A 16,063-nucleotide genomic window follows, 5' to 3' on the forward strand; every position below is an offset into this window, starting at 1 on the left:
ATACAAACTTAACCTAACTCATCACCACCTGGCAGTGGTGGCAAGCCAAATGCTTCTCTCTTTTCGTTGAGCGTCATGAAGCTTGCGTTTTCTACGTATTTCCACAACTTTTGTCTTTTTTCCATGAGAATTTCTATTGCATCTTTGTCATACGACAAGCACAGATCTTCACCAAATCTTGGTGTCAGCCAAGAATTCAGGTGACAGATAATATTTTCTAGCGTTGGTAAAACCGTCTGCTCCCAGAGGGATAAGCGTGCTTCGACTAAATTGCTATAAGTGTTATCACCCGGTATGCCAAGCAATTGCGGTGGAACGCCAAAAGCTAGCGCAATATCACGAGCTGAGCTGTGTTTGGACTCAATAAAATCCATATCCCTTGGCGATAAGCTCATTTCTTTCCACTCCAAGCCTCCTTCAAGCAATATCGGTCTTCCAGCGTTTATAGAACCTGAATAATGATCATTTATCTGCGCTTTTAAGCGTTGGTACTGCTCTTGACTTAAACTTCCACCACTTCCATCTTTTGCTGATTTTACAACTATTGCACCACTTGGTCTTGCCCCATTTTGCAACATCGCTTGATTCCAAGCACCCGCCTGATTATGTTGATCTATGCTATATGCAGCTGCCTCAATTGGTGATAACCCATACCAATCATTCAAAGGATTAAAGGTCTTTAAGTGCAACACTGCTGAACATCCAGTTAGTTTATCAACTTTAAAGTCATAACTGTTGTTATTTATGGTATAACGATAGATATAAGGAACGTTATTTCTCCCTGGAACAATTTCAACCCTATCTGGGCGCAGAAGATAAAGCTCTGTTGGTGGTTTTCTACTATTCTGTGACTCAATCATCAATATATAAGAATTGCCATTAACTAACCGATAAGTTACAATCCCCTCAATAAATTCCGATTTTGATGTCATTGGGTTAGGAGAATAAAGTAATTTCAGTAATGGATGGGCTTTTAGTTGCGATTTTCCCTGGTCAGTAAGCTGGCAGAGAGTAAGAGGTACCGAAGATGCAGCATTTGCAATCATATTGATTGCTCGAAAGGCAATAACATTTTTTATGTAACCTTCCTCAGCAAAACTTACATAATCACGCTTACTCCAACTTGGCTCCATCATTAGCTGCAAAGCAGAATATTTAGTAAATACTGCGCTTTTTTTTCTTTGAAAGATGTTGAAATTCATATGTGCCTCATGAAAGATGTTTAAAAGTTAAAAGTGTTTTAGAGCCTGTCTTGAAAAGAAATGAGAAAGAGAATATGATGAGATAAGTAAAAAATAGTAGGTAAAAATGTATCCAAGTGATATAAGTGACAAAGAATGGGAAATTTTGGAGCCAAGTGTTGCACAAGGTGCAGTAGGACGGCCAAGAAAGTACAATATTAGAACAATTATTAATGCAATAAGATACATAATGAAAGGTGGTTGCCAGTGGAGAATGCTGCCAAAAGATTTTCCGCCATGGAAAACGGTGTATGATTATTTTCTCAGGTGGCGTAATAGTGGCAAATTGGAAGAAATACACGATATGTTAGTAAAAAAGGTAAGAAAAATGGTTGGCAAAAATGAAATACCTTCGGTAGGAATAATTGACAGTCAATCAGTGAAAACCACTCAAAAAGGGGATCCAGAGGATATGATGCTGGCAAGAAAATAAAGGGTAGAAAACGTCACATCATTGTGGATACAATAGGCCTAATTATTACAGCTGATGTTCATAGTGCAGGCATTCAAGATCGTGATGGTGCTCTAAATCTTTTTACTCAAGCTAAACGAAAAGCTTCAACGCTACAAAGGTTTCTCGCTGATCAGGGATATATTGGTAAATTGCAAAATTACTGTTTATTGAAAACAGGATGTTTATTGACGATTACTAAAAAAGCAGCTGATGCTGTAGGATTTCAAGTTATTCCTAAACGGTGGATTGTTGAAAGAACTTTTGCTTGGCTTTCCAATTTTAGACGTATGAGCAAGGATTATGAGCATTCTCCTCTTACTTCAAAAACTAATATCTCCTTTAATATGATTACTATTATGCTTGCTAAATTAGCTGCTTAGTTCCTTTCAAGACAGGTTCTTAGATTCTGTAGTTAAACTAAGACATAGATCCCAGTGTCACGCACTGGGATGACGGAAGGAAAGCACTTGGGTGACAGGAAAAGAACGAACTGCTATACTAAAAAAAAAGAAATAGAATATGACAGAATGGCTAATATCTAATCAGCTTATTGATTATAACTGTGCTGTAAAATCCATGGAAGAGAAAATTCAACAAATTCACAATAATTCAGCAGACGAATTGGTATGGCTACTCCAGCACCCTCCACTTTATACTGCAGGAATCAGTGCAACAGCTGATGATATTGTTGAAAAACTATTTCCCATATATAAAACAGGAAGGGGTGGTAAACACACATATCATGGTCCAGGACAGCGCATTATATATTTAATGTTAAACCTTAAAAAAAGAAACAAATGCGATATAAAGCTATATATTAGAGATCTAAGTAAGTGGATCATAAATGTTTTAAAGCAATTTAATATACTTGGAGAGTTTAGAGAAGATAGAATAGGCATTTGGGTAAACCATAACGGAGTAGAAAAAAAAATTGCAGCTTTTGGTATTCGCTTAAGAAAATGGGTAACTTATCATGGCATAGCGCTTAACGTCTTTCCAGACCTCTCTCACTATAAGGGTATTATTCCTTGTGGGTTGCAAGGTTATGGCGTCACGTCAATGGAAGAACTAGGAGTGAAAGTTCCACTCTCTGAATTGGATGATATACTAAAAAAAGAGTTTTATAAGATATTTTAATGATTGTTTACCTTTTATATTTCATTCTCACTTTATGTGCTAACACAGGTATTCATGCAATCGACCAAGTTGATATTATTGCTCCTTCTTCGAAGGGAAAAGAATTAGATCTGACTACTATAAAAGAATATGTAGAAGCTTTGGATTTTAATCCCCATATTTCGGAGAAAATATATAGTAATGATAATCCATTTTATTCCAACTCTGATGAATTCAGAGCAAATGATTTGGTTAGTGCACTAACCGGTGATAGTAAAATAATCTGGTGTATCAGAGGAGGAGAAGGGGCTTCTCGGTTAATTCCCTATCTAGAAAAGTTACCCAATTATAAAAAAGAAAGGATTGCTCAAAACAAAAAGATCCTCATAGGCTATAGCGATATAACTGCCTTGCACATCCATCTACAAGCTAAATATGATTGGCAAACTCTTCACGGCACCATGTTGGAAATGATAGTAAATAACTCCGTTTCTGAAAGCTCTGTTGAAAAATTGAAAGAGTTAATTCTTAACAAGCGGGATTCTATCAGATTTGATAACCTAAAGACGATAAATAATGGCATTAGACTAAAAGATGGCAGATTAAAGTCTAAAATCATCGGTGGTAATATGACTTTAGTTGAAAACAGTATAGGAACTGTTTGGCAAATAAATGCGAAAGGTAAAATTCTATTTTTAGAGGACATAAGAGTCTACCCATACGCAATAGAGCGCAGTTTAGATCACCTAAAACAAGCTCACATCTTTGATGGAGTACATGCAGTAATCTTTGGGGATTTCGTTAACTGCTATAACGATAACCTTGTTGAAGTTGTAAAAGAAAGGTTTGCAAAAAGTGTTAACTTTCCTGTATTTACAATGAAAGGGGTAGGCCATGGACATACAAATGATCCTTTACCTTTTAACACTCACGCTATTATTAGCGTTCAAGACGAAAAAGAAGGTTTGTTTTTTATGGACGTGCAGAATGTTAGCTAATCTTATAGCTAACGCGAGCTCTACGTCATACCGCCGCAGTATCTCTTAGCCGCTAACACGTACTTAACCGTCATACCGCGATTCATTCGCGGTATCTCATCCGCTAACAAGAGATCCCGCTAACATGTAGCGGGATGACGAATTGCTTAACCGTCATTCCGCCGCAGACCGTCATTCCGCCGCGGTATCTCTTAGCCGCTAACACATAGCGGGATGACGAGCTTATCGTCATGCTGCCGCGAACCGTCATACCGCCACGAACTGTCATACCACCACGAACCGTCATACCGCGATTCATTCGCGGTATCTCTAGATCCCGCTAACACGTAGCGGGATGACGGTTGTCAGGGTGTCATGCAAGTAGCTGACTACTTGGATCTGGTAGGCTTAAATCACAATGCCCGTAAAGCTGCGACCCTAGAGCTACTATCTCTCACCCACTGCAAATATTGCACGGTACTATCCACTTGATCATCGTGTCGAGTTTCAGGAAACATTAAAATCTCATACTTAAAATCGTTCAGCCATACTGCTTGGTGCGGCAGAAAAACCTTGCCAGACTCTATAATCGGAACAATTTGATAAAATCGAGTGAGTTTGTCATCATGTGGTACTATTTCGATAATTGGTAAATCACTGTTTGTCTTTAGCTCTTGCACCAATTGCTGACCACTTGTTTTTGCTTCGATTAAAATTGCGTGCGGTGTCCATCTTGCAGCTAGTGACAGAACTTGCTCTTTAAGCTTTGGATACTCAAGCTTTGCGCGATATACATCGAGTAAATAGAATTTATTGCCCACTTTTGTCCAGGTGGTGCAGACGCTAAAGTTGCTCATGCTGCTTGTTGAAACTGCAGTGTCCCAGCTCTGAGTGACATATGAGAGACTATCAGAAAAATTTCTATAGCGCTTCAGCCACTCTCGTTTAATTATACCACTTGAAAGTGGCAGAGGGTTCTGTTGATATTGTGCAGCAAAAGCGTAACTCCCAAGTTCGACTTTTATCATCTTAACTTCTTTTTTTCCTCCATAGAGGGGATATAATAGCTGGCCTTCTTCTCTTGAGTATAACATCTTTGCAGGTCTAGCACGCGATGCTGTTTTATTACTGGTTGTAGTTACTTGGATGACAGAAACAGGATGCGCTGGCTTTTTGATTGAATAGATAATCTTCTTATTTTCAGAAATCATCGGTAAGCAAATATGATGCCATATATTTTTTGGCTTGGAGAGAAGGTGTCCGGTTAAGTCCTCCTGGTGTAGCCTGTGCATTACAAGAACGATGACTCCTTTTTTTCTATCGTTCAGCCTGGTTACTAAAGTCTGATCAAACCAGTTTGTGGCACGCTTTCTAAGCGTTTCACTCAAAGCTTGAGCAGAACTGAGCGGATCGTCCACAATGATAAAATCACCACCTTCACCAGTTAGTGTTCCTCCAACTGATGTTGCGATTCTGTATCCTCTCTGCACTGTTTGAAATTTGTATTTGGTATTCTGATCTTTGGATAGTTCTACCTCTGGAAATAGCTCTCTATACCAACTAGACTGCATTATACACCTTGTATCGAGCGAGTGTTTTTCGCTAAGCAGCCGGGAGTAACTTGCAACTATTATTCTTGCAGTGGGCTGATTTCCCAGTATCCATGCGGGCCACGCAACGCTTATGCACAGGGACTTCATTGAACGCGGAGGCATATTGAATATTATTCGCCTCATTTTGCCAACATTTGCCGCTTCAAGTCTGTCTGCTATGACTTTTATATACTGATAATCATTATACTCACACCCCGGCACTACCGTTTGAAAGCATAACTCAATGAATTTTAGAAAGTTCATGATATAATGTTGAAACCAGCGCGTGACGCTGGGATGACAAAAAAAGGAGCACTGGGATGACACCCTACTTAACCGTCATACCGCCGCGGTATCTCTTAACATAGATCCCTTACTTAACCGTCATACCTTAACATAGATCCCGCTAACACGTAGCGGGATACTATCTACACCGTCATACCGCCGCGGTATCTCTAGATCCCGCTAACAAGCAGCGGGATGACGAGGTTATCGTCATGCCACCGCGAACCGTCATACCGCGATTCATTCGCGGTATCTCTTAACATAGATCCCGCTAACACGTAGCGGGATGACGATTGTCGTTTAGCCATAAATATTTAAGAAATTTACCAAATGAAAAAAAAGGCAAAAGAAGCCCCGGTCACTCTCTATTGTCAATTTGGCGTTTTTTAAGTCTTAAACGCTGCAATTTAGCTGCTTTTAAATGCAACTAACCTTAGCTATAAATGTTTAAGAAATTTACTACGCAGAAAAAAAAGGCAAAGAATCCCCAGGGTAGCCAGTATTCAAATTCTCCCTTGTTCTATTTGACGTCTTTTGATGTCTTGAACGCTTTATAAGCGCGTTTCTGCTTGTATAGGTAGAAACCTAAAAGTTTTATAAAGACATGAGGTGCACATAGTGCAAAAAATTAAGCATGATTTACGCCAAATACAAAGTTCCCTTTGTCGTTTTAATCTGCAGATTGCGAAGATAAATAAATAGCTTCATTTTCATGATAAGGGCGCTGGCGGAGTTTATCAAGCAAGTTTTTTGCAATATCAGGGGATAATTTCGACCATAAATCCCTATCAATAAATTTTAACAAAAATACTTTAGTGCATTTTCAAATATAAGCATTCCATCGCCATATTTTGGCACAGCAACACCTAAACGCTTGCTCTTTTCTTTTTCAAGGGGCCAATTATCTTGCTGGGTAAAAAATATTCCCCTTTCTGGATGGGGCATTAAAGCTAGCACTCTTCCACTTTTATCTGATAAAGCTGCTAGGTCGTATGTAGATCCATTCGGATTGTAAGGAAATTGTAGGTTAGCATAGTTGCCATTTTTATCAATGTAACGTAATGCGGTGGAATTGCTCTCAATCAATTGGTTCAAAATATCTTGATCCATAAAAAATTTGCCTTCCCCATGAGCAATAGGGAGATATAGTTCACTCAGATCCCGTAGCCAAACAGAATTACTCTTTGAATTAACTCTCACTCTAATCCAGCGGCATTGGTAATTGCCTATATCATTATGGATTAAAGCTAGATTAGAGAACTCTGGAATTAATTTTACTAATATCTGACAACCATTACATATTCCTATAATCAGCTTGTCCTGAGATAAAAACTCTTGAAACTCATCCAACAAGTTGTTTTTAATACGTAAAGCAAACGCATTACCAGCACCAGTGTCATCACCATAGGAAAAACCCCCTGGAATTGCAAGTATATTGCTTAATTTTAGTTCACCTGGATTATCTATGATATCGTTAATGTGAACGATTTTTACTTCAATATTACCAATACCAAGTTTTCTGCTGCATTCCATAAATGCAAATGCAGTTTCTTTTTCGCAATTTAAGCCATAACCAGATAGGACTGTGATTTTCATGAATTGCTAAAAATTAAAAAATTCGAATTTCCTTTTTACAAAATTTGCTACTAAATTTAACGCAAATAACACCAATAATAAAGCTATAATTGCGATAGCAGCAAGTTCAACAAATGCAATTTCAGGATTGCTTGACCATATGTATATTTGCACAGGTAGAACAGTCGCCGGATCGAAAAAGGACGTAGGTGTATCAGCAATAAATGCCACCATACCCATCATAAGTAAAGGAGAAGATTCACCTAAAATCCTTGCAATTGCAAGCACAGTACCATGTATTATTCTTGGTAACGCAATCGGTAAAGAGTGATCTAATATCACCTTGATGTGAGGTGCACCGAGCGCAAACGCTGCATCTTTTATCGTAATAGGAACATTCGCAAAGGCATTTTTTGTTGCAATTATAATATTAGGTAACATCATAAATGAAAGAGTCATTCCACCAACAAGTGGTGAAGAGCGTGGTAGCCCAAATATGCCAAGATAGAGAGTTAAGCCCACTACACCAAATATTATTGAAGGCACTGCAGCAAGATTATTTATGCTAATTTCTACAATATTAGTCATTAGCCTATTTTTAGGCATAAATTCGTAAAGACAGATGCCCGACATAATTCCTATTGGTAATGCTAATGCTAGGCACACTATAATTGTCATTAATGAACCGATAAACGCTCCTAAAATCCCTGCATTTTCAGGTTCACGAGAGTCAGATTTAAGGAATAAAGACTTATTAAAAAATTTTTTCACTCTCCTCTTTTCTTTTAGCCAATCAAGTAATTTAGCATAACGATCATTCAAATATTTATCTTTATTTATTGAATTAATTATACTTGACGCGGTAAACCAGATCTCATATTCACCACTATCTTTTACTTTCTTACGAAAAAATTTCTCTAGTTCTTTGTAAGAATTACGACTTAAAATTTCGTCACCGTCTTTAAAATCAGTTCCTCCAAACACCTTACGTAAAGAATCGTTGAGTAAGCCAATGGACTTATACCGCAAATCACTAGGATTACTCGCCAAAGTAAGATCAGCATTTATTTCAACTGGCAATAAAATTTTCGTTACTGTTAAGGCACTGTAAGAGTTAACTAATATACTCAACAATATGCACACAGGACAGCCAAGTGAGATAACTAGTGCCGTGAAAGAACAAAAGCGTAACGCTCTGTTCTTTTTATTTTTCCTTTTTATACGAGCATGTACACGCCTTGACTGAAGTAATTTAAGGAATTTTTTCTTTATACTCATTTATTTTTCTTTACACGAGGATTTGAAAAAACTTTCCCCTTTTTTGTCATGCAAGTAGCTGACACTGGGATCCAGCAGGCTTTGCCTGCAAATAATTTTTACATTTTCCATGAAAGCACAAACCAAAAGGAGAATAATGAATGCTGGATCCCAGTGTCGGAGCACTGGGATGACACCACAGCGGGAGGCAAACACAATGTTCGTACAGTTGTGTGTCACGCACTGGGATGACAAGAGAGAGTTCTGAGATGACACAATTGACATCACTCCCTATTGTATCTACTTAGATTTCTTTTTAACATAAGTAGTACGCTCTTTGATCCTTGCAGCTTTTCCAAATAGTTTGCACAGATAATACAGTTTTGCTCTACGAACCTTTCCTTTTCTTGTCACTTGCACTGAAACCAGTGCAGGAGAATAAACAAAAAACTGAGACACTATACTTTCTCCATGGCTCACTTTTCTGACTGCAAAAGAAGAATGTAACCCGCGGTTCCTTTTTGATATACATACACCTTCAAATATCTGTATACGTTCACTTGTACCGTCAACTACTTTAAAAGTGACCTTCAAATCATCGCCAGGACGAAATTCTGGTATTTCTTTAGCTAACACTTGCATTTGCTGTTCGTTAAATTTTTTAAGTAAATTTGTCATTTATCTCTCCACTCAATAATTCAGGCCTACGCTTTTTTGTTATAACATGAGACTGCTTCTGCCTCCAATCACTTATTTTTTTGTGATTGCCAGATAACAAAACCTCAGGTACTTTATATCCCTTCCACTGCTCAGGTCTAGTATATTGAGGATATTCAAGTACACCACCACCATAATTAAAACTTTCTTCAGTAATACTATCGGTATTATTTACTACACCTGGAAGAAGTCTAATGCATGCATCAAGAACCACCATTGCAGCTGGCTCACCTCCTGAAAGTATATAATCTCCAATACTTAACTCATAAGGAGTATACGCATCAATTATCCTTTGGTCAATACCTTCAAATCGACCACACAATATTGTTATATGAGGAAACTCTAATAATTCTCTGGCAATATTCTGATTAAACTTAGTTCCAGATGGAGTCATGTAAATAAACTTAGTGTTTTTATGAACAGAGAGCATACTATCTACTGCATCACCAACTACATCAGAACGCATAACCATTCCTGCTCCACCTCCATATGGAACATCATCCACAGTTGAATGTTTATCTTTCGCAAAAGAACGAATATTTATTACTTCAAGGTTCCATATTTTTTTTTCTAACGCTTTTCCGGCAAGAGAATAGTTCAAAAACCCCGGGAACATTTCTGGGAATATGGTTAATATTGTAACATTGAATGCCATTAAGGTTTATTTTAAGTTATTTGGGGCTATACTCTAAGAATAGTAAATTGATATAATATATAGTTAAATTAAACATGTCACTGAATAAAACGATATACGAAGGTAAAGCGAAAGCCATTATTGAAACTGAAGACTTATCAATTGTCATACAGCACTTTAAAGATGATGTTACAGCATTCAATAAGGAAAAATATGAAATAATCGATGGTAAAGGAATAATTAATAATCATATTAGTGCTTTTATCATGGAAAAGCTTGAGAAAGCAGAAATTAGCACACACTTTATAAAAACTCTAAACGAAAGAGAACAGCTAGTCAAAAAACTCAAGATAATACCTCTTGAGGTAGTAGTTAGAAATGTCGCAGCTGGCAGCTTTTGCAAACGTTTTAATATCAAAGAAGGTGAGAGGCTTGCATCTCCTATAATCGATTTTTTTTACAAAAATGATGACCTAGCCGACCCAATGGTAAGTGAAAATCACATACTGTATTTTGATTGGCTATCTAGCAAAGAAATGGATGAAGTTAAAACTACAACTTTAAAAATCAACGAAATATTAGTTCACCTATTTTCAAATGCAAGTATATATTTAGTTGATCTCAAGTTAGAATTTGGCAGATTAATAAATGACAGTACTAAAATCGTTTTAGCTGATGAAATTAGCCCTGATAACTGCAGATTATGGGATAAAAATACTTATAAAAAGCTAGATAAAGATGTCTTTCGTTTGAATTTAGGAGATTTAAAGGAAGCATACCTAGAAGTTGCAAAAAGACTGTCAGTAAAGTTAGGTTAACTAAATACTACTCTATCAAGTGGAGGGTTACATGCCTCATCAAGTTTTCCAATAATTTCAATTTTTTCTCCACGTTTTTGGAAATGATTTTTCACGTTTTGCATATTCTCAGAACTTACGATCAATACCATACCAATACCACAATTAAATGTTTTTAGCATTTCTTTCTTCTCTATTTTACCCTCCTTTGTTAGCCATAAAAATATATCTGGCCATTTCCAGGAATTAATGTCTATGTTTGCAAATAAGTTTTTTGGAAGAATTCGCGGAATATTGTCTACCAAACCACCACCCGTGATGTGCGCAATACCTTTTACTTGTGACATGATAGGCAGCAAAGAATCAACATATATTTTTGTTGGTTCAAGTAGTATTTCACTCCAAGATTTATTATTCCATAGAGATGTATCGTTATAATTTATACCTAAGCTTTTGAAAACATGGCGCACTAAAGAAAACCCATTTGAGTGAATTCCACTTGACTCTAAGCCAACTATATAATCACCTGCTTTCATCATACTACAGTTTGGAAGAATTTGCTTTCGATCAACTACACCAACCACAAACCCTGCAAGGTCATAGTGATTATTACCATACATTCCAGGCATTTCTGCAGTTTCCCCACCAACCAATGCTATTTTAGCTTGCTTGCACCCCTCTGCAATGCCCTTAACCACAGATAATAAAACATCTTTGGTCAAAACGCCTGTTGCAAAGTAATCAAGGAAAAACAAAGGCGTTGCTCCTTGTGCAAGTAAGTCATTTACACACATTGCAACTAAATCTATACCTATAGTATCATGTTTATTCACTTCTTGAGCTATCAACAGTTTCGTACCTACTCCATCAGTTGAGGAAACGAGTACTGGATGGTCATACTTCTTACTTAGTGCAGCAAAATCAAATAACGCAGAAAATGAACCTATTTCGCTGATTACTTCTTCTCTAGTAGTTTCTTGAGCAATAGGCTTGACTTCTTTTATTAACTTATTATATAGTTCAATATCTATTCCTGATCTGGTATAAGTATTCATAATCCTTTTATAAATTTTAAAATTGTTAATACTATATTAATGCCTTGATATAAAAAGTGCAACGAAACTTTCTCTTAATTGACTATTATATACTTACCAATATAGGGTAACTTAAATCATTTATAATTATCCAATGAACGAAAATACCAAAAACATACTGTTAATAACGGAACTGCTATCAGGACGGCTGCTTCATGACTTTGCTAACTCTATGAATGGAATAACGTTTGGCGTAGAAGAGCTTGAAGTAATAGATAAGAATGATGCTGATGCGCAGAAGGAAGCGTTGTTGTTTCTTAAAGAAAGCTCCGATGATTTAATATATAAACATAAAGTTATGAAGCAGGCATATTCTTCTTCAATGGATAATTATAGCTTTGATAAGACCAAATCTAATATCGAAAATTATTTATTAAAAAAAAAGTAAAGCTTACGTGGAAAATAGACGCATACTCTGCAAAAAATAAGGAAGATTTAATTGAAAAGATAAATAAGATAATTTCTAATATGGTGCTAACTATAGCCAGTGCAGTGGAGGAAGTTGAACTAGTATCTGTTTTACTGAGTCAAACAGAAGATAAAATGCTATTAACTATAAAAATTCTAAATGAACACAAACCAATAAGCAAATCATTAGTAGACAAATTAATCAAAAAAAATGACACTAATTTAAATACAAAAGATATTAATATCTATATGACCTCTTTATTATTAGAGTACTATAACACTGAAATGCATTATACTTGCGAAAATAATTTGCTGGAAATAGGTTTAACTATAACTTGAGTTGCATATTTGGTTATTACAACTTTTTCTTCGTGTCAAGGCATTCCCCGACAAGGGGTACCAAATCTAATTTTTGTAATCACTTAAGTCTAGTACTATTTTATTAATGTAGCGCTCATTTGCATCTTTGATGATAAACTTCATACCATTTTTATATTTAATGACTTCATCTACAGAAGGCACTTTACCAGCAATCGAAAGAATCAAACCACCAAGTGTAACATAGTCTTCTTCAGGGTCACGTAATTCTATTTTTAGATCCTCTTCTATATCTTTTATAAGAGCCCTTGCTGATACTTCAAACTTATTTTGAGACAATTCAGTAATGGTATATTCTGAATTTATTTCGTTTTCACTATCAATGTTTGGTATTAGTTCCTCTATAAGATCAGTCATTGAAATTAAACCATCAGTTCCACCATATTCATCCAATACGATAGCTAAGCATGATTTAGAAGAGTTCATCCTAACAAAAAGATTAGTTGTCTTCATCGAGGGTGGAACAAATATTACGCTTTGTATAATATGTTTCAGATTAAAATTTTTATCCCTATTAAAAATAACATCTTTTACATAAAAAAAGCCTATTACGTTATCAAAGTTATTTTTATAAATTGGTATTTTAGTGTGGCAAGTGTTTTTTATCTTCTTTATTATTTCACGCTCGCTTGACTCAATGTCTACTGCGCATATCTCTGTACGTGGAGTCATTATATCCATTATACCACAATCGTGGAATTTTAATAGACCATCAAATATATTAAGGTCTGGCAGATCTTTCATTAATGCCTCAGTCGCACACTTTTTCAACACAGAAGCTTTTTTGAAAAGGAAGAGAAAAATTCTATATGCTATTTTTTCTACTAAGGTTCTTTTTTTACTCAATTTATTCCCTGTAATGGCAAAAACGTTTTCAGATTAGATTTATCAAGAAAACTGTTATTAAATGTTTAATAAGCATGTGAATAATGTCAAATTAATTTGTGAATTATTTGTTGATATAAAATACCAACAATTGATCAACAACTTTTTCAACAACATATACATAGTTGTGTAACAATGCATGATGGTAAAGTATTTTCCATAAAAGAAAATTACTAACACTCTAAACACCTTACTTATACACATAAATCATAACAGAAAATCAATAATATACGAAAGTTACTCACATATTTATCCACAAGTTGAACAACGCCAATTTTTACTGAATTTTAAGTTAGTAACAAGTTATTGATAGAACTATTATTATTACTATGCTTTAATATAAAAAAGAATAAATAGAATAGATTGGAAAGCGGCAAAACAACAATAACGAAAATTATTAAGAGAAATGAGCCGGGTAGAAGAGTGCCTATCTGGCTAATGCGTCAGGCTGGCAGGTCTCTTCCTGAGTACCGCAAAGCAGTAGAAAATATGAATAATTTTATGGAGATATGCTACAACACAGATTTAGTGACAGAATTGACGTTACAGCCGGTGACAAGATTTGACATGGATGCGGCGATAATTTTTTCAGACATTTTAATAATAGCTGATGTTTTGGGTTGTGACGTGAATTTCGTACGCGGTGTAGGTCCAATAATAAAACCCGTGGAAAGTCCTAAGGAATTGAAGGGTCCACAAGAAATTGAAACTAAAACCTTACCAATTCTAAATGCTATAAAAAAAGTCAGAAGCCAATTACCAAAAGAAAAATCTCTCATAGGATTTGCTGGTGGACCATGGACAGTAGCCTCATACATCATAGAAGGTAGGAGCAGCAAAACTTTTTCCAAAGTATTAAATTTTTATCCTTCGTGTTTGAAGGAAATAATTGAACGAATAACGGAAGTAACGATTATTTATCTAATTAAACAGATAGAATTTGGAGCAGATGTTATTCAGCTATTTGACAGTAATGCTGGTGCGTTATCGGAACCATTGTTTAAAGAATATGTTATCGAACCAACAAAGAGAATTATCTTGGCAATAAAGGATAGATTTTCTGATTTTCCAATAATAGGTTTTCCAAGGTCTGCTGGAAATCTTTATAAAGATTACTGCGAACAAACAGGTGTATCTGCAGTAAGTATAGATTATAATGTTCCAATAAAATGGGCGAAAGCAAATCTAAACATCCCTCTACAAGGAAACCTTGATCCTAATCTTTTAGCCTATAATAAAACGGAAGCAATCAAAGAAGCAAAACGTATAATAGATTGCTTTAGAGATTTACCCTTCATATTTAATCTCGGACATGGAGTACTCCCTGATACTCCAGTTGAAAATATTGCTGCATTGGTAAACCTGGTAAAAAGCTACTAATACAATACACAAAATTCTAGCTTTTTTGTTGTACGGGGTTTATCATTTGAATTTAGCTTCAGTAAGATATGTCAGACCTTGCAAAAAAAATGTCCCTAATAAAACCATCACCTACGATTGCTGTAACTGATAAGGCAAATAAGTTGAAAAATGAAGGAAAAAAGATCTGTGTTTTAGCTGCAGGAGAACCGGATTTTGATACTCCAGATCATATAAAAAAAGCAGCTATTCAAGCAATAAGTGAAGGTAAGACTAAATATACTGCTGTTGATGGAACGCGTGAGCTGAAAGAAGCAATAATTAATAAGTTAAGAAAGGATAATAACCTCGAGTACACGCTTAACCAAATCTGTGTTGGTACAGGTGCTAAGCAGGTGTTATTCAATTTGTTCATGGCAACAATTAACTCTGGAGATGAAGTTATTATTCCAGCTCCTTATTGGGTTTCATATGTTGATATGGTAAGTCTTTTTGGCGGCTTGCCAGTTGTAGTAGAATGCAAACAAAATTTTAAACTGACAGCGGAATTATTGAAAAGCAGGATAACTAAAAAAACTAAATGGTTAATTCTTAACTCACCGAACAACCCTGCAGGAGCTGTGTACACATGTGATGAATTGAAAGACATAGCACAAATATTGCTTGAATATCCACATATGAATGTCGTTACAGATGATATTTATGAGCATATAATATACGACGAAAAGTTTTTTACTATCGCTCAGGTTGAGCCGAAGCTTTATGATAGAGTTTTTGTAGTCAATGGAGTATCAAAAGCCTATGCAATGACAGGCTGGAGAATAGGGTATATTGCAGGTAGAAGTGATGTGGTAAAAGCTATCTCTACGCTGCAGTCTCAAAGCACTTCTAATCCAAATTCGATAGCACAAGCAGCAGCAGCAGCAGCATTAAAAGGTGATCATAGTTTTTTGAAAGAAAGAACAAGGATTTTTAAGAGTCGTAGAGATTTTATGGTGAAAGAGCTAAATTCTGCCCCGGGATTATCAGCGTCTGTTCCACAAGGTGCGTTTTATTTATTTGTCTCATGTGAAGGATTGCTCAGTAAAAGCACAAAAAGTGGTAAGATAATAAATAATGATTTAGATTTTACTGAATACTTACTGGGAGATCATTTGGTTGCTGTGGTTCCAGGAATTGCATTTGGTCTAGAAAATTTTATCAGAATTTCTTATGCAACCTCTCAGGAACAATTAGAAATTGGATGTGATAGTATTACTAAAGCGTGCCAGGAGTTAAAATGAAATAGACTATC

17 protein-coding genes are annotated in these 16,063 nt (G+C 35.9%); 8 read left to right on the forward strand and 9 right to left on the reverse strand.

Annotated elements, in window-relative coordinates:
• Window positions 1–8: 8 nt before the first annotated feature.
• Entirely contained in the window at window positions 9–1,202 is a 1,194-nt protein-coding gene (locus HUB92_RS03990; RefSeq protein WP_209472460.1) for a phage portal protein, read from the reverse strand.
• Window positions 1,203–1,308: 106 nt separating this feature from the next.
• On the opposite strand from HUB92_RS03990, the gene HUB92_RS03995 reads away from it, so the two are divergent.
• The 3 genes from HUB92_RS03995 to HUB92_RS04005 all read left to right on the forward strand — a co-directional run bounded on the left by HUB92_RS03995 (window position 1,309) and on the right by HUB92_RS04005 (window position 3,809).
• Window positions 1,309–2,075 (forward strand): IS5 family transposase gene (locus tag HUB92_RS03995; RefSeq protein ID WP_410543338.1). Its coding sequence is split into 2 segments (ribosomal slippage): window positions 1,309–1,636 and window positions 1,636–2,075, totalling 768 coding nucleotides; the frame shifts between segments, so codons are not numbered across the junction.
• A gap of 139 nt (window positions 2,076–2,214) precedes the next feature.
• Window positions 2,215–2,832, forward strand: coding sequence for a lipoyl(octanoyl) transferase LipB (gene lipB, locus HUB92_RS04000; RefSeq protein ID WP_010081985.1), 618 nt, complete (start codon window positions 2,215–2,217; stop codon window positions 2,830–2,832).
• A complete protein-coding gene (locus HUB92_RS04005) occupies window positions 2,832–3,809 on the forward strand; it encodes an LD-carboxypeptidase (RefSeq protein WP_209472462.1) in 978 nt (325 codons plus the stop codon). Before lipB ends, HUB92_RS04005 begins: the two co-directional genes overlap by 1 nt.
• Before the next feature lie 392 nt (window positions 3,810–4,201).
• On the opposite strand, the gene terL is transcribed toward HUB92_RS04005, so the two are convergent.
• The 6 genes from terL to trmD all read right to left on the reverse strand — a co-directional run bounded on the left by terL (window position 4,202) and on the right by trmD (window position 9,869).
• Window positions 4,202–5,644 (reverse strand): phage terminase large subunit, encoded by a 1,443-nt coding sequence (gene terL / locus HUB92_RS04010; RefSeq protein ID WP_209472464.1) that lies wholly within the window; start codon window positions 5,642–5,644, stop codon window positions 4,202–4,204.
• Window positions 5,645–6,463: 819 nt separating this feature from the next.
• Window positions 6,464–7,261, reverse strand: a complete 798-nt coding sequence (locus tag HUB92_RS04015) for a phosphoribosylformylglycinamidine synthase subunit PurQ (protein ID WP_209472466.1) — start codon at window positions 7,259–7,261, stop codon at window positions 6,464–6,466.
• A 6-nt stretch (window positions 7,262–7,267) separates the two neighbouring features.
• Complete coding sequence (pstA, locus tag HUB92_RS04020) at window positions 7,268–8,518, reverse strand: phosphate ABC transporter permease PstA (RefSeq protein ID WP_015589336.1); 1,251 nt, start codon at window positions 8,516–8,518, stop codon at window positions 7,268–7,270.
• Complete coding sequence (locus tag HUB92_RS04025; RefSeq protein ID WP_155975176.1) at window positions 8,519–8,782, reverse strand: hypothetical protein; 264 nt, start codon at window positions 8,780–8,782, stop codon at window positions 8,519–8,521.
• Between the two features lie 15 nt (window positions 8,783–8,797).
• Window positions 8,798–9,175 carry a 50S ribosomal protein L19 gene (rplS, locus tag HUB92_RS04030; RefSeq protein ID WP_006279489.1) on the reverse strand — a complete coding sequence of 126 codons (378 nt, stop codon included), beginning with the start codon at window positions 9,173–9,175 and terminating at the stop codon, window positions 8,798–8,800.
• Complete coding sequence (gene trmD, locus HUB92_RS04035; RefSeq protein ID WP_007549279.1) at window positions 9,159–9,869, reverse strand: tRNA (guanosine(37)-N1)-methyltransferase TrmD; 711 nt, start codon at window positions 9,867–9,869, stop codon at window positions 9,159–9,161. The genes rplS and trmD overlap by 17 nt, the downstream gene beginning before the upstream one ends.
• Window positions 9,870–9,943: 74 nt before the next feature.
• Between trmD and purC the strand changes: the two genes are divergently transcribed.
• Window positions 9,944–10,666: a phosphoribosylaminoimidazolesuccinocarboxamide synthase gene (gene purC, locus HUB92_RS04040; protein ID WP_010081959.1), complete on the forward strand. Its 723-nt coding sequence runs from the start codon at window positions 9,944–9,946 to the stop codon at window positions 10,664–10,666.
• Here purC and purM read toward each other — a convergent pair.
• On the reverse strand, window positions 10,663–11,700 hold the full coding sequence (gene purM / locus HUB92_RS04045) for a phosphoribosylformylglycinamidine cyclo-ligase (protein ID WP_007549277.1): 1,038 nt from the start codon (window positions 11,698–11,700) through the stop codon (window positions 10,663–10,665). The two genes, purC and purM, sit on opposite strands and share 4 nt — an antisense overlap.
• Before the next feature lie 133 nt (window positions 11,701–11,833).
• On the opposite strand from purM, the gene HUB92_RS04050 reads away from it, so the two are divergent.
• Together HUB92_RS04050 and HUB92_RS04055 are read left to right on the forward strand one after the other, a co-directional pair.
• Window positions 11,834–12,127: a hypothetical protein gene (locus HUB92_RS04050; RefSeq protein ID WP_006280049.1), complete on the forward strand. Its 294-nt coding sequence runs from the start codon at window positions 11,834–11,836 to the stop codon at window positions 12,125–12,127.
• Between the two features lie 80 nt (window positions 12,128–12,207).
• Complete coding sequence (locus HUB92_RS04055) at window positions 12,208–12,486, forward strand: hypothetical protein (RefSeq protein ID WP_410543340.1); 279 nt, start codon at window positions 12,208–12,210, stop codon at window positions 12,484–12,486.
• A 66-nt stretch (window positions 12,487–12,552) separates the two neighbouring features.
• Here HUB92_RS04055 and HUB92_RS04060 read toward each other — a convergent pair whose 3' ends face one another.
• A complete protein-coding gene (locus HUB92_RS04060) occupies window positions 12,553–13,371 on the reverse strand; it encodes a transporter associated domain-containing protein (protein ID WP_209472468.1) in 819 nt (272 codons plus the stop codon).
• Window positions 13,372–13,773: 402 nt separating this feature from the next.
• Between HUB92_RS04060 and hemE the strand changes: the two genes are divergently transcribed.
• Window positions 13,774–14,790: a uroporphyrinogen decarboxylase gene (hemE, locus tag HUB92_RS04065; protein WP_209472469.1), complete on the forward strand. Its 1,017-nt coding sequence runs from the start codon at window positions 13,774–13,776 to the stop codon at window positions 14,788–14,790.
• Window positions 14,791–14,858: 68 nt separating this feature from the next.
• The gene (locus HUB92_RS04070; protein WP_209472471.1) at window positions 14,859–16,052 is read left to right on the forward strand and encodes a pyridoxal phosphate-dependent aminotransferase; all 1,194 of its coding nucleotides are present in this window, start codon (window positions 14,859–14,861) and stop codon (window positions 16,050–16,052) included.
• Window positions 16,053–16,063: the final 11 nt, after the last annotated feature.

The organism is Wolbachia endosymbiont of Wiebesia pumilae (assembly GCF_017869285.1).
GTDB lineage: Bacteria > Pseudomonadota > Alphaproteobacteria > Rickettsiales > Anaplasmataceae > Wolbachia > Wolbachia pipientis.

What these genes read in the sequence shown, in the direction of transcription:
- purM (WP_007549277.1), bottom strand. Translation starts at nt 11,700, where the DNA reads ATGAATACTTATACCAGATCAGGAATAGATATTGAACTATATAATAAG.
- purC (WP_010081959.1), top strand. Translation starts at nt 9,944, where the DNA reads ATGTCACTGAATAAAACGATATACGAAGGTAAAGCGAAAGCCATTATT.
- HUB92_RS04055 (WP_410543340.1), top strand. Translation starts at nt 12,208, where the DNA reads ATGGTGCTAACTATAGCCAGTGCAGTGGAGGAAGTTGAACTAGTATCT.
- trmD (WP_007549279.1), bottom strand. Translation starts at nt 9,869, where the DNA reads ATGGCATTCAATGTTACAATATTAACCATATTCCCAGAAATGTTCCCG.
- HUB92_RS03990 (WP_209472460.1), bottom strand. Translation starts at nt 1,202, where the DNA reads ATGAATTTCAACATCTTTCAAAGAAAAAAAAGCGCAGTATTTACTAAA.
- terL (WP_209472464.1), bottom strand. Translation starts at nt 5,644, where the DNA reads ATGAACTTTCTAAAATTCATTGAGTTATGCTTTCAAACGGTAGTGCCG.
- HUB92_RS04070 (WP_209472471.1), top strand. Translation starts at nt 14,859, where the DNA reads ATGTCAGACCTTGCAAAAAAAATGTCCCTAATAAAACCATCACCTACG.
- pstA (WP_015589336.1), bottom strand. Translation starts at nt 8,518, where the DNA reads ATGAGTATAAAGAAAAAATTCCTTAAATTACTTCAGTCAAGGCGTGTA.
- HUB92_RS04025 (WP_155975176.1), bottom strand. Translation starts at nt 8,782, where the DNA reads ATGTCAATTGTGTCATCTCAGAACTCTCTCTTGTCATCCCAGTGCGTG.
- HUB92_RS04015 (WP_209472466.1), bottom strand. Translation starts at nt 7,261, where the DNA reads ATGAAAATCACAGTCCTATCTGGTTATGGCTTAAATTGCGAAAAAGAA.
- rplS (WP_006279489.1), bottom strand. Translation starts at nt 9,175, where the DNA reads ATGACAAATTTACTTAAAAAATTTAACGAACAGCAAATGCAAGTGTTA.
- HUB92_RS04005 (WP_209472462.1), top strand. Translation starts at nt 2,832, where the DNA reads ATGATTGTTTACCTTTTATATTTCATTCTCACTTTATGTGCTAACACA.
- lipB (WP_010081985.1), top strand. Translation starts at nt 2,215, where the DNA reads ATGACAGAATGGCTAATATCTAATCAGCTTATTGATTATAACTGTGCT.
- HUB92_RS04050 (WP_006280049.1), top strand. Translation starts at nt 11,834, where the DNA reads ATGAACGAAAATACCAAAAACATACTGTTAATAACGGAACTGCTATCA.